This is a genomic window from Neobacillus sp. 114 (assembly GCF_030127045.1).
Lineage (GTDB): Bacteria > Bacillota > Bacilli > Bacillales > Cytobacillaceae > Neobacillus > Neobacillus rhizophilus.
This window is the reverse complement of record NZ_CP126144.1, coordinates 5,087,971-5,110,401: the sequence shown is the minus strand read 5'-3', so window position 1 is coordinate 5,110,401 and position 22,431 is coordinate 5,087,971. Positions and strand designations below refer to the sequence as shown.

Annotated in this window: 19 protein-coding genes; 18 read left to right on the top strand and 1 reads right to left on the bottom strand. The window is 40.3% G+C overall.

Annotated elements, in window-relative coordinates:
- Positions 1 to 28 precede the first annotated feature (28 nt).
- Both pfkA and pyk read left to right on the top strand, forming a co-directional pair.
- Positions 29 to 988 carry a 6-phosphofructokinase gene (gene pfkA / locus QNN06_RS25070; protein WP_213119922.1) on the top strand — a complete coding sequence of 320 codons (960 nt, stop codon included), beginning with the start codon at positions 29 to 31 and terminating at the stop codon, positions 986 to 988.
- A gap of 20 nt (positions 989 to 1,008) precedes the next feature.
- Positions 1,009 to 2,769 carry a pyruvate kinase gene (gene pyk, locus QNN06_RS25065; protein ID WP_213120640.1) on the top strand — a complete coding sequence of 587 codons (1,761 nt, stop codon included), beginning with the start codon at positions 1,009 to 1,011 and terminating at the stop codon, positions 2,767 to 2,769.
- 243 nt (positions 2,770 to 3,012) lie between these two features.
- Here pyk and ytvI read toward each other — a convergent pair whose 3' ends face one another.
- Positions 3,013 to 4,116 (bottom strand): sporulation integral membrane protein YtvI, encoded by a 1,104-nt coding sequence (ytvI, locus tag QNN06_RS25060; protein ID WP_213119923.1) that lies wholly within the window; start codon positions 4,114 to 4,116, stop codon positions 3,013 to 3,015.
- A gap of 627 nt (positions 4,117 to 4,743) precedes the next feature.
- On the opposite strand from ytvI, the gene citZ reads away from it, so the two are divergent.
- From citZ to QNN06_RS24980, 16 genes are all read left to right on the top strand, one after another.
- Positions 4,744 to 5,862, top strand: coding sequence for a citrate synthase (gene citZ / locus QNN06_RS25055; protein WP_213119924.1), 1,119 nt, complete (start codon positions 4,744 to 4,746; stop codon positions 5,860 to 5,862).
- Positions 5,863 to 5,998: 136 nt separating this feature from the next.
- Positions 5,999 to 7,267, top strand: coding sequence for an NADP-dependent isocitrate dehydrogenase (gene icd, locus QNN06_RS25050; RefSeq protein WP_213119925.1), 1,269 nt, complete (start codon positions 5,999 to 6,001; stop codon positions 7,265 to 7,267).
- A gap of 92 nt (positions 7,268 to 7,359) precedes the next feature.
- The gene (gene mdh, locus QNN06_RS25045; protein WP_213119926.1) at positions 7,360 to 8,298 is read left to right on the top strand and encodes a malate dehydrogenase; all 939 of its coding nucleotides are present in this window, start codon (positions 7,360 to 7,362) and stop codon (positions 8,296 to 8,298) included.
- An 87-nt stretch (positions 8,299 to 8,385) separates the two neighbouring features.
- On the top strand, positions 8,386 to 8,862 hold the full coding sequence (locus tag QNN06_RS25040) for a MaoC/PaaZ C-terminal domain-containing protein (RefSeq protein ID WP_213119927.1): 477 nt from the start codon (positions 8,386 to 8,388) through the stop codon (positions 8,860 to 8,862).
- Between the two features lie 728 nt (positions 8,863 to 9,590).
- Positions 9,591 to 10,307, top strand: coding sequence for a response regulator transcription factor (locus QNN06_RS25035; RefSeq protein WP_213119928.1), 717 nt, complete (start codon positions 9,591 to 9,593; stop codon positions 10,305 to 10,307).
- Complete coding sequence (pnpS, locus tag QNN06_RS25030; protein ID WP_284036149.1) at positions 10,304 to 11,728, top strand: two-component system histidine kinase PnpS; 1,425 nt, start codon at positions 10,304 to 10,306, stop codon at positions 11,726 to 11,728. Before QNN06_RS25035 ends, pnpS begins: the two co-directional genes overlap by 4 nt.
- Before the next feature lie 4 nt (positions 11,729 to 11,732).
- A complete protein-coding gene (gene polA, locus QNN06_RS25025; RefSeq protein WP_217033888.1) occupies positions 11,733 to 14,369 on the top strand; it encodes a DNA polymerase I in 2,637 nt (878 codons plus the stop codon).
- Positions 14,370 to 14,396: 27 nt separating this feature from the next.
- A complete protein-coding gene (gene mutM, locus QNN06_RS25020; RefSeq protein ID WP_284036148.1) occupies positions 14,397 to 15,254 on the top strand; it encodes a DNA-formamidopyrimidine glycosylase in 858 nt (285 codons plus the stop codon).
- A 75-nt stretch (positions 15,255 to 15,329) separates the two neighbouring features.
- The gene (gene ytaF / locus QNN06_RS25015) at positions 15,330 to 15,965 is read left to right on the top strand and encodes a sporulation membrane protein YtaF (RefSeq protein ID WP_213119932.1); all 636 of its coding nucleotides are present in this window, start codon (positions 15,330 to 15,332) and stop codon (positions 15,963 to 15,965) included.
- A gap of 26 nt (positions 15,966 to 15,991) precedes the next feature.
- Complete coding sequence (gene coaE, locus QNN06_RS25010; protein WP_213119933.1) at positions 15,992 to 16,603, top strand: dephospho-CoA kinase; 612 nt, start codon at positions 15,992 to 15,994, stop codon at positions 16,601 to 16,603.
- A gap of 168 nt (positions 16,604 to 16,771) precedes the next feature.
- On the top strand, positions 16,772 to 17,803 hold the full coding sequence (locus tag QNN06_RS25005) for a glyceraldehyde-3-phosphate dehydrogenase (RefSeq protein ID WP_213119934.1): 1,032 nt from the start codon (positions 16,772 to 16,774) through the stop codon (positions 17,801 to 17,803).
- A 100-nt stretch (positions 17,804 to 17,903) separates the two neighbouring features.
- Positions 17,904 to 18,302, top strand: a complete 399-nt coding sequence (locus QNN06_RS25000) for a hypothetical protein (RefSeq protein ID WP_213119935.1) — start codon at positions 17,904 to 17,906, stop codon at positions 18,300 to 18,302.
- Between the two features lie 102 nt (positions 18,303 to 18,404).
- Complete coding sequence (gene nrdR, locus QNN06_RS24995; RefSeq protein ID WP_217033884.1) at positions 18,405 to 18,866, top strand: transcriptional regulator NrdR; 462 nt, start codon at positions 18,405 to 18,407, stop codon at positions 18,864 to 18,866.
- A gap of 48 nt (positions 18,867 to 18,914) precedes the next feature.
- A complete protein-coding gene (locus QNN06_RS24990) occupies positions 18,915 to 20,303 on the top strand; it encodes a replication initiation and membrane attachment family protein (RefSeq protein ID WP_284037979.1) in 1,389 nt (462 codons plus the stop codon).
- Positions 20,304 to 20,319: 16 nt separating this feature from the next.
- Positions 20,320 to 21,249 carry a primosomal protein DnaI gene (dnaI, locus tag QNN06_RS24985; protein ID WP_213119937.1) on the top strand — a complete coding sequence of 310 codons (930 nt, stop codon included), beginning with the start codon at positions 20,320 to 20,322 and terminating at the stop codon, positions 21,247 to 21,249.
- Between the two features lie 115 nt (positions 21,250 to 21,364).
- Entirely contained in the window at positions 21,365 to 22,243 is an 879-nt protein-coding gene (locus QNN06_RS24980) for a putative sporulation protein YtxC (protein WP_284036147.1), read from the top strand.
- The last annotated feature ends 188 nt before the right edge of the window (positions 22,244 to 22,431 follow it).

Sequence of the window (22,431 nt, the reverse complement as noted above, 5' to 3'; positions counted from 1 at the left end):
CCTTTATCCTATTAATGAGGTGATTACCATGAAAAAAATTGGGGTGCTGACAAGCGGCGGGGATTCACCGGGAATGAACCCAGCAATCCGCGCTGTTGTTCGAAAAGCCATTTATCACAATGTTGAAGTTTATGGCATCTACGGTGGTTACTCAGGGTTAATTTGCGGAAATATAAAAAAGCTTGAGCTCGGTTCAGTTGGAGATATCATTCATCGCGGAGGAACGATGCTTCAATCGGCCCGCTGCCCGGAATTTAAAACAACAGGGGGCCAGCAAAAAGGAATTGAACAGTTAAAGGCCCATGGTATTGAAGGACTTGTCGTCATTGGCGGTGACGGATCATATCGTGGTGCGAAGGCATTGACAGAGCTTGGCTATCCTTGTGTTGGTGTACCGGGTACGATCGATAATGACATTCCGGGAACTGATATGACAATCGGTTTTGACACGGCATTAAATACAGTCATTGATGCAATAGATAAAATTCGCGACACGGCTACCTCGCACGAAAGAACTTTTATTATTGAGGTAATGGGGCGAGATGCCGGTGATATTGCATTGTGGGCAGGGCTTGCCGGAGGAGCGGAAACGATTCTAATTCCAGAAGAGAATTACAACATGGACGAAATTGCTGATCGTTTAAGAAAAGGACAAGAGCGCGGGAAAAAGCATAGTATTATTGTGGTCGCAGAGGGTGTATGCAGCGGTGGTGAGTTTGCTAAGCAGCTAAAGGATGCCACCAACCTCGACACAAGAGTTTCAGTATTGGGACATATTCAACGGGGGGGGTCGCCATCTGCCGCAGATCGGGTGCTTGCCAGCAGATTGGGTGCGAGAGCAGTGGAACTGCTAATTGAGGGCAAAGGCGGCCGTGCTGTCGGCGTGGAGAATAACAAGCTTGTCGACTACGACATTATTGACGCTCTTGCCAAAAAACATACATTGGATCTTGAACTATTTAATCTTTCAAAAGAACTTTCGATTTAAAAAAGGGAGGGCAAGAAATGTTGCGCAAAACAAAAATTGTTTGTACGATTGGCCCTGCAAGTGAAAGTGTTGACAATTTAACACAATTAATGAATGCAGGAATGAATGTAGCACGATTAAATTTTTCTCATGGGAATTTTGAAGAACACGGCGGCAGAATCAAGAATATCCGTGAAGCAGCCGGTTTAACAGGAAAAACAGTTGCCATTTTGCTTGATACAAAGGGGCCTGAAATTCGTACCCACAATATGCAAAACGGAGCAATTGAACTGAAGTCCGGAGAAGAAATCATTGTATCCATGACCGAAGTGGAAGGAACCACAGAGAAGTTTTCCGTTACATACCAAGGTTTAATTGATGATGTACAAGCTGGCTCCAAAATTCTGTTGGATGACGGGCTAATTGGGCTGGAAGTTATCAACATTGATCATTCTAAGGGCGAAATTAAGACGAAAATTTTAAACAGTGGTACATTGAAAAATAAAAAAGGTGTTAATGTGCCGGGAGTTTCAGTTAACCTGCCTGGTATTACAGAGAAGGATAAACAGGATATTTTATTTGGAATTGAACAGGGCGTTGATTTTATCGCGGCCTCATTTGTTCGCCGTTCCAAGGATGTCTTGGAAATTCGCCAGCTATTAGAAGAAAACCAGGCAACACATATCCAAATTATCCCTAAAATTGAAAACCAAGAAGGCGTCGATAATATTGATGAAATTCTTGAGGTTTCAGACGGTCTGATGGTAGCACGTGGTGACCTTGGTGTAGAAATTCCTGCAGAAGAGGTTCCATTGGTGCAAAAATCGTTGATTAAGAAATGTAATGCCCTGGGTAAACCGGTCATTACTGCAACACAAATGCTTGATTCAATGCAAAGAAATCCAAGGCCAACTCGTGCGGAAGCAAGTGACGTGGCCAATGCCATTTTTGATGGAACAGACGCTATTATGCTTTCTGGAGAAACTGCTGCAGGGCTATATCCGGTTGAAGCAGTGCAAACGATGCATAATATTGCTTCACGGGCTGAGCAGGCTCTGAACCATAAAGAAATCCTTTCACATCGCAGCAAGAATACAGAACACAACCTAACTGATGCGATTGGTCAATCGGTTGCTCATACAGCATTAAATTTAGGGGTAAAGTCAATTATCACTCCAACTGAGAGTGGACATACCGCAAGGATGATTTCCAAATACCGTCCAAAGGCTGCTATAGTGGCAGTTACCGCAAATGAATCAGTCAGCCGCCGTTTATCACTTGTCTGGGGAGTGTACCCTCTGCTGGGCAGAATGTGTACTACTACTGATGAAATGCTTGAAGCAGCAGTTGAGGAAAGCTTAAACAGTGGAATGGTCAAACACGGTGAATTAGTGGTGATCACTGCCGGTGTTCCAGTAGGAGAAGCAGGCACAACAAACCTAATGAAAATCCATGTTGTCGGTGATGTTATTACGAAAGGTCAAGGAATTGGCCGAAGATCCGCATTTGGAAAAGTCGTCATTGCCCATGATGCAAATGAAGCTATAGAGAATGTAAAACAGGGTTCTATTCTTGTAACCATCGGCTCCGACCGGGAAATGGTTCCGGCCCTCGAGAAATGTGCCGCGCTTATTACAGAGGAAGGCGGCTTAACAAGCCATGCTGCTGTTGTTGGTTTAAACTTAGGTATTCCTGTTATTGTGGGAGTTGAAAATGCCCTCAAACTGTTTAAGGAAGGCCAAGAAATCACGGTTGACGCATCAAGAGGCATTATTTATAACGGACATGCTAGTGTACTATAATAAAAAAACTCGCCAACCGGCGAGTTTTTTTATGGTCTAGAAAAGTATACATTAAATCATTGTGGATAACTTGTTACCAGGATTGACACGTCCAGCTCCAGCGCCCTAGCGGCTAGTGTCCTTCGCTCTCAGCCCTACGATAAGTCAAGCACGAATGCGCTTGCGCTCTTCGTGTTTCCTTTATCTCAGTTGGAGAGCTCCAGGCCATACGCCGCTGACCAGGGCGCTTACGCTTTTGTTCCTTTAAGCTTCTTTTCCCACGATAAACTTCCATAAATCATGAAAAACATTGGCCCTGTACAGCGTGCTTATGATGACAAGAGTTACGGGACCGGCAATTAATCCAAGAAAGCCGATTAGTTTAAAACCTACGAAAAGTGCAATTAGTGTTGCCAAAGGGTCTAGTCCAATGTTTGAAGAAAGGATTTTTGGCTCCATGATCTGTCTTTGAACCAAAACGATTATGTAAAGGACACCAAGCCCAATGGCAAGCCCAACATCGCCGCTTATAACTTCATAGACAATCCAAGGGACGAATACCGCTCCTGTACCAAGGTAGGGAATAATGTCGACCAGACCAGTCAAGAGGGCAATGGTAATGGCATAGTCCACACGAAGAATAAGCAAACCAACTAGAATGATAACTGTTGTTATGGAAATCAGCGTCAACTGGGCTCTTATAAAGCCGAAAAGCGCCTTTTTCAAATCAACAAATACCGTTTTGCCACTTGTTCTGGCTTTTTGTGGTAATAGCCTAACGCCCATCGCCTTTAAACGGTACCAATCCTTGCTTATGAAAAAGGTTGCTAACAAGGAGAAAATCAATACAGTTGCAGCATTTGGGATCCATGAAATAACATTAGGAATGCTGCCAAAAAAGCCTTGAATAAAATTTCCGACAGTTGACCCTACCCTTTTACCGATATTTTGAATATTGGTAATGATCGTGTCTTTCTGCCCGGGATTCAACTTATTAAAGACGCTAGTTAATTGATTGTACAAATCTGTAAAATAGTCTTCTAGGAATTTAATTAAAGTGTTTAAATGCTCTGGAATAACATTAGCTAAGTAAGTGGCTCCGGTAACGATCTCGACTACTAGCAATGTAATCAAGCCGGCAAAGATGGCAAATATTATAATAAGAGCAACAAAAACAGCAAGTACTCTTGGCATTTTTGTTTTATTTTCAAAAAGATTGACAAGCGGGTTTATGGCTAGGGCTATAATAAGGCCAATTAAAAATGGATAGGTTATTTTTGATAAATAGTAAAAGGAAAGCAGCCCTAAAACAACAACGCCGATAACAATTAAAAACCTAATGCTCCGGTTTATGTATTTGGGATTCAAAGGTAATAGACCTCCATTTTTTTAAAATCGCTTACTCTATTTTACCATTTTATAAATTTTTCTGCATATTTTTCCATCGCTTAAAAATACCTCATAAATTTATACGTTTAGTTATTAAAATTAGTTTCAGAAGATTATTGAAAAATACTATTGGAGTTATCGTATTACACACCAGTGATAATGTTATGGTAAAATAATTTTGAACGAGTTTGGGTGAAAATATAAGCTGAAAACAAGTGAAATTGCTCGCGTTTTTAGCACCGTTTTTTTTGAAATAATATTTTTTTGCTATTTTCAATTCCTTTTCATTCACAAAAATCTGATTATTGTTTATAATAGGCTTGTAAGCATTATCTTTTTTTACATAAACCATATAGGAATACTGGAATACTTGAAAAATAATTTATTCCTGTGAATGAAAGGGCATACAGACTTTTTGGTTTTAATCCGAGCAATCGCTCAGTCACCTAGGGTAATGATCAGTTTATCGGCGATGATTTTGCAGTGGAAATCTTCAAATTACTTTATGCCGTTTCTTTTTATCCTAGACTGGGGATTTTCCGGTTTAAAAGAATTAATGAAGCAGTGGGTAATGGGGAATTTTACAATGTAAAGGAGAGATTTTTGATGACAGTAACACGTGGTCTCGAAGGGATTGTGGCAACTACTTCTTCCATTAGTTCAATTATTGATGATACGCTGACATATGTCGGCTTTAACATCGATGATTTGGCTGAAAATGCAAGCTTTGAAGAGGTTATTTATCTATTATGGCATCGCAAGCTGCCTAATTCAGAACAATTGGCTGAATTAAAGCAACAGCTTGCTGAAAGTGCTGAACTTCCACAGGAAGTAATTGAGCACTTTAAATTGTTCCCGGTTCAGACAGTACATCCAATGGCAGCACTTCGTTCAGCTGTTTCTTTATTAGGACTTTACGATACGGAAGCAGATGTAATGGAGAAGGAAGCTAATTATCGTAAAGCGATTCGTCTCCAAGCTAAAATGCCTTCTATCGTGGCAGCTTTTGCACGTATCAGAAAAGGACTTGACCCAGTTGCACCTAGACAGGATTTGAGCTTTGCAGCGAATTTCTTATATATGCTTTCCGGTAAAGAACCGGAAAAAATTGCAGTAGAGGCAATTGATAAAGCCTTGGTTCTACATGCCGACCACGAATTAAACGCTTCTACATTCACAGCCCGTGTCTGTGTTGCTACATTATCCGATGTTTATTCTGGTATCACAGCAGCAATCGGAGCGTTAAAAGGACCTCTTCACGGAGGAGCAAATGAAGCTGTTATGAAAATGCTTACCGATATTGGCACACTTGAAAACGTTGAGCCATATATCCGTGGCAAACTTGAGAATAAGGAAAAAATCATGGGCTTTGGCCATAGGGTATACCGCCAAGGAGATCCCCGTGCCAAGCATTTAAAAGCAATGTCCAAGAAATTAACAGAACTTACTGGCGAACCACAATGGTACGATATGTCAGTGCAAATTGAGAGCATCGTAACTGGTGAAAAGAACCTGCCGCCAAACGTTGATTTCTATTCTGCATCTGTATATCACAGCTTAGGTGTTGATCATGACCTAATGACACCAATTTTCGCTGTCAGCCGTGTATCCGGATGGCTTGCTCATATTTTAGAGCAATACGACAACAACCGTCTGATCCGCCCGCGTGCTGAATACACAGGTCCTGGAATGCAGAAATATATTCCAATCGAACAAAGAGGATAACATTTTACTTTTTTTCGAAAAATTGGTTAAATAAGATTTGGTAGAGGTTAGGGGTGGATACCTGCTAACCTTTACTTAAGTCTTTACCATATCATCAGGTTTTCACGTTTTTTACATACTAGGAGGGAGAACTACAATGCAAGGTGAAAAAATCACGGTAACAAATGGAGTCTTAAACGTACCAAACAATCCAATTATCCCATTCATTGAGGGAGACGGTATCGGTCCAGATATTTGGGCTGCATCTGAGAGAGTTTTAAATGCAGCTGTTGAAAAAGCCTATAAAGGCGAGCGTAAATTAGTTTGGAAGGAAGTTCTTGCTGGAGAAAAAGCATTCAATCAAACTGGCGAATGGCTTCCCAAAGAAACTTTAGATGTAATTAATGAGTACCTAATTGCCATCAAAGGTCCACTAACAACTCCTGTTGGCGGAGGAATTCGTTCGTTAAACGTAGCTTTACGTCAAGAGTTAGATTTGTTTGTGTGCTTACGCCCTGTAAGATGGTTTGAAGGTGTTCCTTCACCAGTTAAGCGTCCGCAAGATACAGATATGGTTATCTTCCGTGAAAACACTGAAGATATTTATGCTGGTATCGAGTATGAAAAAGGAACTGAAGCAGCTAAAAAGGTAATCGACTTCCTTCAAAACGAAATGGGCGTAAATAAAATCAGATTCCCTGAAACTTCTGGTATCGGTATTAAGCCTGTTTCTCAAGAAGGTACAACACGTCTTGTCCGTGCTGCGATTAACTATGCAATTAAAGAAGGTCGTAAATCCGTTACACTCGTGCACAAAGGCAATATCATGAAATTTACAGAAGGCGCGTTTAAAAACTGGGGTTATGAGCTTGCAGAAAAGGAATTTGGCGATAAAGTCTTTACCTGGGCTCAATATGATCGCATTAAAGCTGAGCAAGGTGCAGATGCTGCTAACAAGGCACAGGCTGATGCTGAAGCTACTGGCAAGATCATCGTGAAAGATGCGATTGCTGATATCTTCTTACAACAAATCCTAACTCGTCCACGTGAGTTCGATGTTGTGGCTACAATGAACTTAAACGGCGACTTCATTTCAGATGCACTTGCAGCACAAGTTGGCGGTATCGGGATTGCTCCAGGAGCTAACATCAACTATGAAACTGGACACGCAATCTTCGAAGCAACACACGGTACTGCACCGAAGTACGCTGGTCTTGATAAGGTAAATCCTTCATCTGTCATTTTATCAGGTGTACTACTGCTTGAGCACTTAGGCTGGACTGAAGCAGCTACAATGGTCATTAAATCAGTGGAAAAAACTATTGCTTCAAAAGTAGTTACTTATGACTTCGCTCGTTTAATGGAAGGCGCAACTGAAGTTAAAACTTCTGAATTTGGTGATGAACTAATTAAGAACATGGAATAAGAAAAGCTAATGTGATAACAACAAAGTGTATTTAGGGCTGTTTTTTAACAGCCCTTTATTTAAAAAGTTCATTCAAAAAGGGGAGAAAGAGTATGTCATTAAAACGTAAAAAGGTTTCTGTAATCGGTGGCGGTTTTACTGGAGCAACTACTGCATTTTTACTTGCCCAAAAAGAACTTGGTGATGTTGTGTTAGTTGATATTCCGCAAATGGAAAACCCCACTAAAGGGAAAGCCTTAGATATGCTTGAAGCAAGCCCTGTTCAAGGATTTGATGCCAATATTACTGGAACATCAAATTATGAAGATACGAAAGACTCAGACATCGTTGTTATCACTGCAGGTATCGCACGCAAACCGGGCATGAGCCGTGATGATTTAGTGCAAACAAACCAAAAAGTAATGAAAGCTGTTACCTCCGAAATCGCAAAATATTCTCCAAACTGTACCATCCTTGTATTAACGAACCCGGTTGATGCTATGACCTACACTGTATTTAAGGAATCTGGTTTCCCTAAAAACCGTGTAATCGGTCAATCTGGTGTACTTGACACAGCTCGTTTCCGCACATTTATTGCACAAGAATTAAATATTTCTGTAAAAGATATTACAGGCTTCGTACTAGGCGGCCATGGTGATGACATGGTTCCGCTTGTACGGTATTCTTATGCCGGCGGTATCCCATTAGAAACTCTAATTCCAAAAGATCGGTTAGAAGCAATTGTTGAACGCACAAGAAAAGGCGGCGGTGAAATCGTTAACCTTCTTGGTAACGGAAGTGCCTACTATGCCCCTGCAGCCTCATTGGTTGAAATGTGTGAAGCGATTTTAAAAGACCAACGCCGTGTATTACCTTCTATCGCTTACCTTGAAGGTGAATATGGTTATGAAGGCATTTATTTGGGTGTGCCGACTATCCTAGGTGCGAATGGTATTGAAAAAGTAATCGAGCTTGACTTGACTGCAGAAGAAAAAACGGCATTAGATAAATCAGTTGAATCTGTACGTAATGTCATGAATGTTTTAGTTTAATAATGATGCTTTATATTCGGGAAGGGCGAAAAACCCTTCCCGAATTTTTCCTGAGGTAATGAAATCGTTTTCAATCGGAGGTTCGTGATGCTTTTAGGAAAAAAACGTAAGCTAGGAAGAAGAATTGAGGAAATAACCGTTGGGGAAAAGCTTTCCTTCTCGGAGAAGGTGGAGGATAAAGATCTTCTCTTATATTTGGGAATAACCGACGATGCGAATCCGCTCTACATACAGCACGACTATGCTTCACAGACCCCTTTTGAAAAGCCGATTGTTCCGAGCGTTATGCTGACAGGTATGATGACTTCAGCCATCTCAAAATACCTCCCTGGCCCGGGAAGTCATATTGTAAGCCAAACGATCGAATTTACAAAGCCTGTTTACCATTACTCAACAGTTGAATTTCTATTTGAAGTAATCGAAGTAAATCGTGAGGGGCATTTTGTTGCTATTCGTGTTTCGGCATTCAATGAAAAAAATGAAACGGTTATCACAGGTGTGCTTAAAGTCTGTCCGCCATATCGCCTGGAAGAAATCCATGCTAGAGCATTAGATAATTTTTAATAGGAACAGCTTTATTTTTCCTAAATATAAATTGCTGGTTTTTATTAATAGATTGTCTCTGCTGACGGGCCTGTTGATTTCCGCTCCGGGCACTCGCTTTCCGCGGGGAGGTCCTGGAGCCTCCTCGGCGCGTTGGCGCCTGTGGGGTCTACAGTGACCTCTATATCCCGCAGGAATCGAGTGCCCTCCGCTCCAATCAACAGGGAGGCAAATCAACTAAAAGTATTGCAACAAACTTTTTCTAAGATTGCTAAGTGTGTTGCAATCTTTTTTTTATTTTGTCAAGCAGAGTATGGAGTGCAGGATTACTTGCATTCTTCAATCTCCCTTACCAGCATTAACAAATCCCATCCAGTCATATTGTCTACGAAGCCTCGGTCAAGATAACAGAATAACCTCTTTTTTTATTTTTTATTGTGAGTTTAAGGTCTTTATTAAATACACCTGTTGATTGGAGCGGAAAGCGAAGCGCCTGGAGCGCAAATCAACAGAACTGTTGAAAAGCCTTTAAACTAATAAAATCATAACAAATTAACGCGTTGAAATTGTTAAAGATTGAGGTGAAATAAAAGGCTATCGAAGGTTTTTCAACAGCTTGAGGAATCTGCAGATACACATTCCTTTTCGTATTTTCAGTGTGAGTTATCCGATAAAGGTTTTCTTTCCGGATTTATATTATAATAATGTTAAATGAAGTAAAGAGAGAAGCGGAATCGGAGGGCCTTACGATGAAAACAAAGGTATTGGTAGTTGATGACGAACACTCTATTGTGACACTTCTAAAATACAATTTGGAACAGGCGGGATATGAAGTAATTACCGCAATGGATGGGGAAGAAGGGCGGCAGCTAGCTGTACAGGAATCACCAGACATCATCCTGCTGGATTTAATGCTTCCAAAAATGGATGGTATGGAAGTGTGCAAGCAGCTTCGGCAAGAGCGTATAATGACACCTATATTGATGTTAACAGCAAAAGATGAAGAGCTTGATAAAATCTTGGGCTTGGAGCTTGGCGCGGATGACTATATGGTTAAGCCATTCAGTCCAAGGGAAGTGATTGCACGTGTTAAGGCAATTCTCAGAAGAACTTATTTACAGACGGATGCGGGAGACCAAAGCCCGAAAGAAGATTCATTGATTACAATCGGGAAAATAACCATTTTTCCGGGAAAATATGAAGCATTTATTGAAGGGAATTTGCTTGAACTAACTCTTAAAGAATTTGAATTGCTGCACTACCTTGCCCAAAACAAAGGAAATGTCTTAACCCGGGATCAATTATTAAGTGCTGTTTGGAATTATGACTTTGCTGGCGATACTAGAATAGTCGATGTACATATTTCTCATTTAAGAGAAAAAATTGAAAAAGATACCAGAAAACCGGCCTATATAAAAACTATTCGCGGACTTGGTTACAAATTGGAGGAGCCAAAAGAAGAATGACAAAGTTTCGAACTAAACTTTTGTTTTCTTTAATTATATTAATTTTTTCAGAGTTAATCGGATTGGGAATTCTGTTTGGCCAGTTGTTCCATAGCTATTTTGTACATTCATTTAATGAAAGGCAAATATGGTGGATCCTATCCGTCAGTCTTTTAATTGACCTTATCATCATTGTTTATCTCGGAATTCGAATTTCCGCCAGATATATAAAGCCGATAAAGGCTGTGACAAATGTAGCGGTTGAACTCTCAAAGGGAAATTACCGTGCCCGGACCACTGTTGACAGAAATGATGAAGCAGGGATGCTAGCTGTCACCATTAACCGGCTGGCAGAAAATCTTCAGGAACTCAAAAAAATGCAGGAAATGCAGCAGGACCGTTTGAAGGCATTGATTGAGAACATGGGAGCAGGTTTAATTCTTATTGACAGCCGAGGGTATATTAATTTAATTAATAAAGGCTATATCGAACTATTCCAAGTAGATCCATCTGATTATTTAAATAAGCTTTATTATGAAGTTCTTCAAGAAAAAGAACTATGCCAGATCATAGCAGAGGTTTTCCGGACAGAACAAAAAGCAAGAAAGCAGTTGCTTATCCCATTGCAAATTGAAAGAAGATATTTTGATGTTTACGGTGTTCCAATCATTGGGAAAAACAATGTCTGGAAAGGAATTTTACTCGTTTTTCATGACATTACGGAAATGAAAAAGCTCGAACAAATGCGAAAAGACTTTGTCGCCAACGTTTCGCACGAACTAAAAACACCAGTCACATCAATTAAAGGTTTTTCAGAAACTCTTCTTGATGGAGCAATGAATGACAAAGAGACAATGGAATCGTTTCTTTCTATTATTTTAAAAGAAAGTGATCGGCTTCAATCCCTAATCCATGACCTGCTAGAACTTTCAAAAATTGAGCAGCATAACTTCCTGTTAAACATTAATCAATTAGATTTATTTGAGCTGCTAGAGGACGTCATTACTCTATTATCCGGTAAAGCATATGCGAAAAACATTCAGTTTGAGCTTGTCAGCGAGCAAAAAAGTGTCAGCCTTAAAGGTGATATTGACCGATTAAAGCAAGTTTTTATTAATCTTATAGGGAACGCCATTACTTACACACCTTCAGAAGGAGTGGTAAAGGTAATACTCGTTGAAGAGGAAGAAGTTGTCCGTGTTCATGTTAAGGACTCCGGTGTGGGGATAAAGAAGGAAGAAATTCCTCGGATTTTTGAACGTTTTTACCGGGTCGACCGGGCCAGAGATCGAAATTCGGGCGGGACAGGCCTTGGTTTGGCCATCGTTAAACATTTGATTGAGGCACACCATGGAAATATAAGAGTAAAAAGTGATTTAGGAAGCGGCAGCGAGTTTATAATCGAACTGCCGAAGAACGTGAACTATTTTTTAGGAAGGTGATTGAATGGAAAACAAAAAGCTTGTGCTGATTGATGGCAATAGTATTGCATACCGGGCCTTTTTTGCATTGCCGCTTTTGAACAATGACAAAGGTATTCACACTAATGCTGTCTACGGCTTTACAATGATGCTGATGAAGATTTTGGAGGAAGAAAAGCCGACCCATATACTTGTGGCCTTTGATGCCGGCAAAACAACCTTCCGCCACAAAACCTTTGAAGAATACAAAGGCGGCAGACAGAAAACACCGCCGGAATTATCAGAGCAATTTCCTTTTATTAGGGAGCTATTAGATGCTTACGGAATCTCAAGATATGAATTGGAGAATTACGAAGCGGACGATATTATTGGGACGCTTTCGTCTACAGCTGAAAAAGACGGATTTGAAGTAAAGGTTATCTCCGGCGATAAGGATTTAACACAGCTTGCTTCACCGCATACTACCGTGGGGATTACCCGAAAAGGGATTACTGATATAGAGGTGTACACTCCGGAGCATGTCCAGGAAAAGTATGGTTTAATCCCTGACCAAATTATTGATATGAAAGGTCTGATGGGGGACGCATCCGATAATATCCCTGGCGTACCAGGTGTAGGCGAAAAAACTGCCATCAAGCTGCTGAAGGAATTTTCCACCCTTGAACAATTATTAGAATCAATTGACAAGGTTAGTGGAAACAAGCTGAAGGAAAAGCTTACAGAGTTTAAAGAGCAGGCGGTAATGAGTAAGCAGCTTGCAACGATTGAAAGACATGCGCCCGTAGAGGTAGCCTTAGAGGATATCTCATATGATGGGTTTACGAGAGAAAAATTAATAGGTTTGTTTAAGGAATTAGGATTTTCATCGTTATTGGATAAACTTGGTGAAGATTCGGCAGTAGATGTGATACAAGAGCTTGAAGAGGTTGAATACATAATTCCATCCGAAATTAGCAGCGATTTATTTGCAAATACCAATTATTTTTATGTGGAAATGCTAGAGGATAACTATCATCAAGCGGAAATCATTGGATTTTCAATCGTTAACGACAATGGACATTTCTTTCTTCCGACGGAACAAGCGCTAAATTCGGAATCGTTTAAGAGCTGGGCTGAGAATGAAGGGAAGAAGAAAACGGTATATGACGCAAAACGCACCGAAGTTTCCTTAAGAAGACAGGGAATTCATTTAAAAGGGGCGGATTTTGATATTTTAATGGCTTCTTATATTTTGAATCCATCAGAAACGGGTGAGGATTTAGCGGCAATTGCGGGTAAGTATGGCATTCGTAATATTCAATCTGATGAATCATTTTATGGAAAAGGGGCTAAACAAAGGATACCTGAAACAGACCGGCTTGCCGAGCACCTTGTCCGCAAGGGGATGGCTATGGCCGAATTAAAAGACAAATTAGAAGATGACCTAAAGAAAAATGAACAATACAGTTTATTTACGGAACTTGAAATGCCATTATCACTCATCTTAGCTGATATGGAATCATGCGGCATTAAGGTGGAGCGGCAGCGCCTTGAGTCAATGGGTCGTGAGCTAAACGAACGGCTAATTGAAATCGAGGAGAAAATCTGTGAATTAGCCGGTGAAAAATTTAATATTAATTCTCCGAAACAATTAGGCGTCATTCTATTTGAAAAATTGCAGCTCACTTCGTTTAAGAAAACGAAAACCGGGTATTCGACCTCTGCCGATGTTTTAGAAAAGCTGGCTGGTGAACATGAGATTATTGAACATATTCTTCTTTACCGCCAATTAGGCAAGCTGCAATCCACTTATATTGAAGGATTGCTAAAGGTAATCGAACCGAAGACCGATAAGGTTCATACAAGATTCCAGCAAACCTTAACGGCTACAGGGAGGTTAAGCTCCATAGATCCCAATCTGCAAAATATCCCAATCCGTCTCGAGGAAGGAAGAAGAATCAGACAGGCCTTCGTTCCGTCCGAAAAAGACTGGTTGATTTTTGCTGCGGACTATTCACAAATTGAGCTGCGGGTTCTTGCGCATATTTCCGGTGATGAAAAGCTAATCCAAGCTTTTAAAGAGGATATGGATATTCATACACGCACAGCCATGGAGGTATTCCATGTTGATTCAGACCAAGTTACCTCCAATATGAGACGGCAGGCAAAGGCTGTAAACTTCGGAATCGTATATGGAATCAGCGATTATGGACTCTCCCAGTCGCTCGGGATTACGAGGAAGGATGCAGGACAGTTCATCGAGCGTTATTTGAACAGTTATCCGCGTGTAAAGGAATATATGGAGACAATCGTCCATTCAGCAAAGCAGAAAGGATATGTCTCTACATTGCTTCATAGGAGAAGATACCTTCCGGAAATAACCGCCCGAAATTTTAACTTGAGAAGCTTTGCCGAAAGAACGGCAATGAATACGCCCATTCAGGGAAGTGCCGCAGATATCATAAAAAAAGCGATGATTGATATGGATGAGGCATTAAAAGATAAAGGGTTGAAATCGCGATTACTCTTGCAAGTACATGACGAATTGATTTTTGAAGCTCCGGAGGAGGAAGTGGAAATTCTTAAGCAATTAGTGCCGTTAGTAATGGAAAATGCGATTGAGCTATCCGTCCCGTTAAAAGTAGATTATGCTTACGGACCAACATGGTTTGATGCAAAGTAAATACACCAGCAAAGGGGGCTGCATTATATGCCAGAGCTTCCAGAAGTAGAAACAGTCAGGAGAACGCTGGAAAAGCTTGTTCTTCAAAAAACTATCGAAGATGTAACCGTATATTGGCCGAAAATCATTAAAAATCCTGCTGAAGCGGAACAATTCATCGATGCTTTAAAAGGTGAGACTTTTGCTGCGATCGGAAGAAGAGGGAAATTTCTAATTCTTTATACAGAGAATTTCGCATTAGTTTCCCATTTGCGTATGGAGGGCAGGTACGGATTATACCCGAAGGAAGAGCCTTTCGATAAGCACACCCATGTGATTTTTCATTTTACAGATGGGACTGAACTGCGCTACCGGGATGTCCGAAAATTTGGAACCATGCATCTATACAAAAAGGGTGAGGAATTTACTAAGCCTCCCCTTATCCAGCTTGGTCCTGAACCTTTTTCTGAAGAGTTTACCAAAGAGTACTTAGCGAAAATGCTTAAAAAAACGAATCGAAAAATTAAAACGGCTTTATTGGACCAAAACCTATTTGTTGGTCTGGGCAATATATATGTTGATGAAGCGTTATTTCGTTCAGGCATCCACCCCGAAAGGCAGGCGGCTTCACTGAAGAAAAAAGAAATTGAGTTGCTGCATAAGGAAATTGTTGAAACTTTAAGTGAAGCAGTCGAAAAAGGCGGCAGCACGATTCGCTCCTATGTGAATTCCCAAGGGGAAATAGGCATGTTTCAACTAGAGTTATATGCCTATGGCCGAAAAGGGGAACCTTGTAAGAACTGCGGAACGCCTCTTGAAAAAACGACCGTAGGGGGAAGGGGCACCCATTATTGCCCGAAATGCCAAAGGCTTAAAGTTAAAAGAGCAAAGAATGAATCTTTTTAAATTCCAGTTTTAACACTGGATAGGCTCCTGCCATATACTATCGTAGTATTTGCAGGAAGGAGTCCTAGACACATCATGGTTCAGTTGTTCTCACTTCTCGTACTCGCCCTCGCACTTAGTCTTGACAGCTTTAGCGTAGGGTTTACGTATGGATTAAGAAAAATGGTTATGCCGTTTAAGTCCATTCTCATCATTGCATGCTGCTCCGCCGTTTCATTGATGATTGCGGTATCAATTGGACATGGACTTGAAAAAGTATTATCGCCGAGTATTACAGCAAGACTTGGGGGATTTATTTTAATCGGGCTAGGAGCTTGGGTATTATACCAGTTTTTCCGCCCTGAGAAAGAAAAAGAACCGCTTGAACATGAAAAAACAATTGTAAACTTTGAAATTCGGTCATTGGGGCTGGCAATCAATATCTTAAGAAAACCGATGTCGGCCGATTTTGACAAATCTGGGACGATTACCGGGATAGAAGCATTAATGCTAGGCTTCGCGCTCTCACTAGATGCCTTTGGTGCAGGAATTGGAGCAGCGATGCTTGGATTCCCTCCCATTTATTTAGCCTTGACCGTTGCGGTTATGAGTTCATTATTTGTGTTATTGGGAATTAAATTTGGGTCCTTTTTTTACCGGTTTGACTGGGTTCAAAAGTTTACGTTTATTCCGGGAATCTTATTAATTATCATAGGAATATGGAAGATATAACAATAGGAAAGGGAAAGGGCAGGGGTATGTCACTTGTTATCGGTTTAACAGGCGGAATCGCCAGTGGAAAAAGCACAGTATCTAATATGTTAAAAGAAATGGATATAACAGTCGTTGATGCAGATGTCGAAGCGCGTCTCGCGGTAGACAAAGGAGAACCTGCCTACCTGAAAATCATTGCCGAATTTGGTCAAGAAATTTTATTAGAAAATGGGGACATAGACAGACAAAAACTCGGCGCGATTATTTTTTACCAAGAAGAAAAAAGGCAGCTGTTGAATCAAATTGTTCATCCCGAAGTTAGAAAAAGAATGATGGAGAAGATTCAAAAGGCTACAGAGAATCAAGAGGAATTAATTATTCTTGATATTCCTTTGTTATTTGAAAGCAAGCTGACCTTCATGGTCGAAAAAACTATTCTTGTTTATGTAGACAGAGAAACGCAGCTGAAACGGCTGATGCAGAGAAACCAGCTATCAGCAGCGGATGCACTGGCCAGGGTCAACTCACAAATGCCGCTTGCTGAAAAGGTTAAGCTGGCCGATGCGGTCATTGATAATAATGGATCAATCGAAGATGCAAAAAAGCAGCTCATTGAAATATTAGCAGGATGGGGAATTCAAAAAACATATCAATAACCTGTGGAAGGGGGGCATTCTCCCTTCTTTTTTTTTGCGCGGAGTTATCTGAATTATAAAACTTTTAAAAAATACGCTTTTTATTCATCACAAATAAAACTAAATGTGTTATACTAATACCATCAGATGGAGATAAAAGTATAACATTAATGCGGAAGGGGCCGTAAAATGAGAGCAAGAATTGCCATTAACGGGTTTGGAAGAATTGGAAGGATGGTTTTTAGGCAAGCAATCCTTGAGAAAAAGCTGGATGTTGTCGCAATCAACGCAAGCTATCCTGCTGAAACGTTAGCACATTTAATTAAATATGATACCAATCATGGTACATTTCAGGGAGAAGTAATCCCTTTAGATAATGAACTGCTTGTAAATGGAAAAAGAGTCAAGCTTTTAAGTAATCGTAATCCTGAAGAACTTCCATGGAGAGAATTGGGAATTGATATTGTCATTGAAGCAACTGGAAAGTTTAACTCTAGGGAAAAGGCTGCGCTGCATTTAGAAGCGGGAGCGAAGAAGGTAATCCTGACTGCTCCGGGTAAGAATGAAGACGTTACGATTGTTATGGGTGTAAATGAAGAAATGCTCGATATTGAACAACATGAAGTGATTTCCAATGCATCTTGTACAACAAACTGCCTTGCACCAGTTGCGAAGGTTTTAGATGATAAATTTGGAATTGAATGTGGATTAATGACCACCGTTCATGCTTACACAAATGATCAAAAAAATATCGATAATCCACACAAGGATTTACGACGAGCTCGTGCTTGCGGACAATCTATCATTCCGACTACCACAGGAGCAGCGAAAGCATTATCCCTTGTTCTGCCGCAATTGAAGGGTAAACTGCATGGTATGTCACTACGCGTTCCAACGCCAAATGTTTCCCTTGTTGATTTAGTTGTAGACCTTAAGCAAGATGTAACAGTGGATGATGTTAACAAAGCGTTTAGAGAAGCTGCCGGAGGTCCGTTAAAAGGAATTTTAGACTTTACGATGGAACCATTAGTTTCAGTCGATTTTAATACGAATGAACATTCCGCCATTATCGATGGACTTTCCACGATGGTAATGGGGACAAGAAAAGTAAAAGTATTGGCTTGGTATGATAATGAATGGGGCTATTCTTCACGTGTAGTCGACCTAAGTTTATTTGTCGCCGAAGAAATGGCGAAAATGTCGCAGGTAAAGGTTAGCTAAATAATATAAGATTAAAAAGAGGTTGCTTACAGGCACCTCTTTTTATATTTTCCGGATATTGATATACACTAGAAACAAAGGTTTACAAGGAGGAACGCAAATGGCGATTTTATTGGGGCTCTTTACCCGTTTTAAAAGACAAATTGAAACAACAGATAAACAAACTGATGATTCCTTAAAAACTCATTATTATAAAGGGACATTTAATCAGGTTTTCGATTCAGTTGAACAAATTTTTAAAGAAGATGCTGATTGCCACGTGACAACGGTTTCTAAGGAGCACGGCGAGATTGCTGTTGAAATCCAGAAGCCCTTTCCATGTTTTCTAATTGCCACAATTGTCTCTGTTAAACCTATCGAAACAGCTGTGGATTTCACTATTTCATCCGAAAAATTCGCAATGCTTGGGACCTACCCGGAATTAAAAAAACGTATTGTCGCCTACTATAAGCGAATTAGCCAAATACATACCAATATTGGAACAGGAAAAAACTATTAATACTTTTACTTGTGAAAAGGTGTTCTTTTTTATAAGATAATAGTAAGAATTGTTGCGGAAAATGTTCGGATTTACCTATTAGATTTGGAGTTGGTTTAGGAGATGAAATGCCCTTCATGTCAGAATTATGGCACACGCGTACTTGATTCCCGGCCCGTGGATGAGGGACGTGCAACACGAAGAAGACGAGAATGCGAAGAATGCGGGTACCGTTTTACTACATTTGAGAAAATCGAAGAGATTCCTTTAATTGTCGTCAAAAAGGAAGGAACGAGGGAAGAATTCAGCCGCGATAAAATCCTGCGCGGGCTTATTAAGGCATGTGAAAAGCGCCCTGTTGCTTTAAAGGAATTAGAGGACATTACACATGGTGTAGAGAAAGCTCTTCGGAGTCAGGGTGTTTCTGAAATTAAAAGCGATGAGATAGGCGAAATGGTAATGGATAGGCTGGCAAAAGTAGATGAGGTTGCATATGTCCGCTTTGCATCAGTTTACCGCCAATTTAAAGATATCAATGTTTTTATCGAAGAATTAAAAGAATTAATGAACAAAGAGAAATTATAAAGAGCTGTTTCGGCTCTTTTTTAGCTAATAGGAAAGGTTTGAATGAAAATGGCGCAGCATTGGCAGGAAATACTTCCAATCGATCGTTATATTGTTACCGCTGATGGACTGCTGCATGAGTATGACCGAAAAGTGCTGACATTTTTATACCAGCCTTTAATTGGGTCAACTTGCTTTAGCTTGTTTATGACACTCTGGGCCGAACTGGAAGAAAATCGATTATGGTCGGAATCATCCACACACCATTTATTAATGAATCTACTAGGTCGTAATCTAAATGAAATCTATGAAGCACGCCTAAAACTTGAAGGAATCGGCTTGGTGAAGACTTATGTTAAAACGGAGGATGAGGTGCGTTCCTTTATTTATGAACTCCACCCCCCTTTAAGTCCTGACCAGTTTTTTTTGGATGGTATGCTTAACATTTATCTTTATCGTAAAATTGGAAAAAATCATTTTTCCCGTTTAAAACGTTTTTTCTCGGAACAGCAAATCCCAAAAGGTGCAGGATATCAGGAAACCACTAAGGCGTTTCAGGAAGTGTTTATGTCAGCAACACCCGGTACTATCCAATATATGCAGGATATCTCTGAAGATCTTGCTGCCGATACAGACCAGCACTTTATAGGGCGCCACGATTCAAGTGGTGTGGAAATTGATATCGATACGTTTGATTTTGATCTGCTTATCGCCGGTTTAAATGAATCACTTGTGCCAAAAAAAGCTTTAAACCAAAAGGTAAAAGAGGTTATTAGTAAACTCGCATTTCTTTATAATATCGATGCTATTCAAATGAAAAACATTATTCTCAGTGCTGTTAATGAGGCAAATGAAATTGATTTGGAAGAGTTGAGAAAGGCTGCGCGTGATTGGTATCAATTTGTTAACTATGACCAGCTGCCGACACTTATCGAACGTACCCAGCCGGCTGCCCATCGGGTTCAAACGGAAGAGCCAAAAACAAAGGAAGAGAAGCTCATTCATTATTTGGAAACAACGTCCCCTTTGCAGTTTTTAAAAGACCTGTCAGGAGGGGCAGAACCATCAAAATCGGAAATTGAGCTGATTGAAGAGATCATGTTCAATCAAAAGCTTCTTCCAGGTGTTTTAAATGTGCTGATGCATTTTGTGATGCTAAAGACCGATATGAAACTGACAAAGGGGTACACCGGGACAATTGCCAGCAACTGGGCACGGCTGCAAATAAAGACGGTCAAAGAAGCGATGGAGCAAGCCAAGAAGGAATCACAAAACATGGTCAAAAGTAAGAAACAGACTGGAAAAACATCGAAGCAAAAGCCAATCCGGACGGAGTTTCTTCCAGAATGGTTTGACGAAGAACCATCCAAAAAGGTTGAGCCGCACAAGGAAACGACCAAAGATTTAGAAGCAAAAAAACGTGAAATAGAAGAAATGCTTAAGGCGTTTGATGACTAGATGCTGGAGGTGAATTATGGAAAAGATCAACCACACTCTAAAACGGTTAGCCTCACATGAGAATTTTCAAAAACGATTTGCGCAAATGCGTGAGGACACATTGGCCAATCCTGATGTCAGGGATTTTTTAAGGAAGCATCAGCAGGACATCACGGAGGAGATTATTGAGAAGAGCCTGATGAAGCTTTATGAATATACGCAGCAAAGCAGGTACTGTCACAAGTGTGAAAGTCTTGAGGCATGTACCAACATGATGAAGGGGTATCATCCTGAATTAATTTTAACGAGGAGTTCTATCGATTTGAGGTACGACCGCTGTCCGAGAAAAATTATGGAAGATGAGAAGCGGAAAAATGAGAAACTCATTAAAAGTTTACATGTGCCGAAGGATATCCTGAATGCCTCGTTCGAGGAACTTGAACATGATGAGGAACGGATCGATGCCGTTCAAAAAGCTGCCGCTTTTTTACTGAAATATGAGCAGGGCAAGCCGGTGAAGGGACTTTATTTCTACGGGAAGTTTGGCGTTGGAAAATCCTATTTATTAGGTGCCATTGCCAATAAACTCGCCAAAAAGCAGATTTCTTCAATGGTTGTCTATGTTCCGGAGTTGCTGCGGGAGATGAAAAGCTCCATCGCCGATTCGACTTTAAACGAAAAAATCGATGCGTTAAAAAAAGAGCCGATTTTAATGCTTGATGATATTGGGGCTGAGGCGATGTCCAGCTGGACCCGCGATGAAGTTCTTGGACCTATCCTGCAATTTCGCATGCTCGAGAGCCTGCCGACCTTCTTTACCTCAAATTTTGATTTTCAAGGGCTTGAGCACCATTTAACCTACAGCCAACGCGGCGAAGAGGAAAAAATGAAGGCCCGCCGCATAATGGAGAGAATTCGTTCTTTGAGCGAACCCGTAATGGTGGGCGGTTCCAACCGCAGAAATTAATGTTATAAGGGATTCCGGTATTTGCCGGAGTCCTTTTTTGCACTTGAAAACTTCTATTTTGGCCAAGTCCCCCATATATATTAAAACAGAGATTCGGTTTTTAGGGGGGATTTGGTTGGCAGAGATCATCTTCCAAAATAGGATGGATGCAATCCGTTTTTATAATCATTTGCAAAAAGTATTAAATAATCTTCCTGATTATGAAAATATTCTTCTTTTTGAAGATCGACATATAGTGAAAATAATTGATGGCTCTTGTTCTTCCCATTTATTTACCAAGGTTAAAGACGCTTTTTATGAGTTTATTACATGTATCAAACGCGATGACTGGTTTATGGATATTTTGGAGCAGCAATTTTTTTACGAAGACCTGGAGGAACGTCAGCAAATTTTGGAGATTCTTTATTCCATTTTAGAAGGACATCGCTTTGAACTGTCTTCTTTTTTACAGGAAAATAATGAGGAACCTAATATTAAGGAAGCCATTCATCATGTTTTTCAGGAAAATATTTCGTTCTCGTTTGATTCGTTTGCGAAATTTAGGTTGCGCTCGTATCTCCAGCTCCTTGAAAGCTATGTGGAGCTTTCAATTGATGAATATAAAATGGAGCAGGAATACCAAATGTTTGTGAATATGCTGAGAGAATTTTTGGCAAATAGGGAACCAAAAATTGAAGTGCTGCATCTATTATTTGATGATGAAATCACCTTTTACAATGACCATTTTGAAGAAATGAAACGAAGCGAATTGATTCGTCTGATTGACCGAAAACTGTTGGTGAATCATCCGGTTTACGTCGATTCGGCCTCGATTGCCCCGCTTTTGTCACTGGCGCCGACATCTATTTTTCTTTATACAAATGATCCGGAGGCACCGCTTGTCAGAACGATTAAGAATATTTTTGAGGAAAGAGTGACGATCAAACGATTCGAGGCGCTCCGGGAAGTAAAAAATTGGGTAGGAAAAGCAGCTTCCTCCGAAAACCATGGATAAAAGATACAAATTGTTGAAATAATTTGTTTTATGAAGTTGATTTTTTAAAACTAAATCATTATAATAACGTACATAGCTTATATCATAGTAAATGTAATGATAAGGACTACAGTATTTTTTTACGGTTTTTAGAGAGGGAGGACATGGCTGGAAGCCTCCTAACACGAAAGAAATACTTACCACCTTTA

Coding starts and splice junctions, on each gene's coding strand:
- pfkA (WP_213119922.1), top strand. CDS start 29: ATGAAAAAAATTGGGGTGCTGACAAGCGGCGGGGATTCACCGGGAATG.
- citZ (WP_213119924.1), top strand. CDS start 4,744: ATGACAGTAACACGTGGTCTCGAAGGGATTGTGGCAACTACTTCTTCC.
- icd (WP_213119925.1), top strand. CDS start 5,999: ATGCAAGGTGAAAAAATCACGGTAACAAATGGAGTCTTAAACGTACCA.
- mdh (WP_213119926.1), top strand. CDS start 7,360: ATGTCATTAAAACGTAAAAAGGTTTCTGTAATCGGTGGCGGTTTTACT.
- QNN06_RS25040 (WP_213119927.1), top strand. CDS start 8,386: ATGCTTTTAGGAAAAAAACGTAAGCTAGGAAGAAGAATTGAGGAAATA.
- QNN06_RS25035 (WP_213119928.1), top strand. CDS start 9,591: ATGAAAACAAAGGTATTGGTAGTTGATGACGAACACTCTATTGTGACA.
- pnpS (WP_284036149.1), top strand. CDS start 10,304: ATGACAAAGTTTCGAACTAAACTTTTGTTTTCTTTAATTATATTAATT.
- polA (WP_217033888.1), top strand. CDS start 11,733: ATGGAAAACAAAAAGCTTGTGCTGATTGATGGCAATAGTATTGCATAC.
- mutM (WP_284036148.1), top strand. CDS start 14,397: ATGCCAGAGCTTCCAGAAGTAGAAACAGTCAGGAGAACGCTGGAAAAG.
- ytaF (WP_213119932.1), top strand. CDS start 15,330: ATGGTTCAGTTGTTCTCACTTCTCGTACTCGCCCTCGCACTTAGTCTT.
- coaE (WP_213119933.1), top strand. CDS start 15,992: ATGTCACTTGTTATCGGTTTAACAGGCGGAATCGCCAGTGGAAAAAGC.
- QNN06_RS25005 (WP_213119934.1), top strand. CDS start 16,772: ATGAGAGCAAGAATTGCCATTAACGGGTTTGGAAGAATTGGAAGGATG.
- QNN06_RS25000 (WP_213119935.1), top strand. CDS start 17,904: ATGGCGATTTTATTGGGGCTCTTTACCCGTTTTAAAAGACAAATTGAA.
- nrdR (WP_217033884.1), top strand. CDS start 18,405: ATGAAATGCCCTTCATGTCAGAATTATGGCACACGCGTACTTGATTCC.
- QNN06_RS24990 (WP_284037979.1), top strand. CDS start 18,915: ATGGCGCAGCATTGGCAGGAAATACTTCCAATCGATCGTTATATTGTT.
- dnaI (WP_213119937.1), top strand. CDS start 20,320: ATGGAAAAGATCAACCACACTCTAAAACGGTTAGCCTCACATGAGAAT.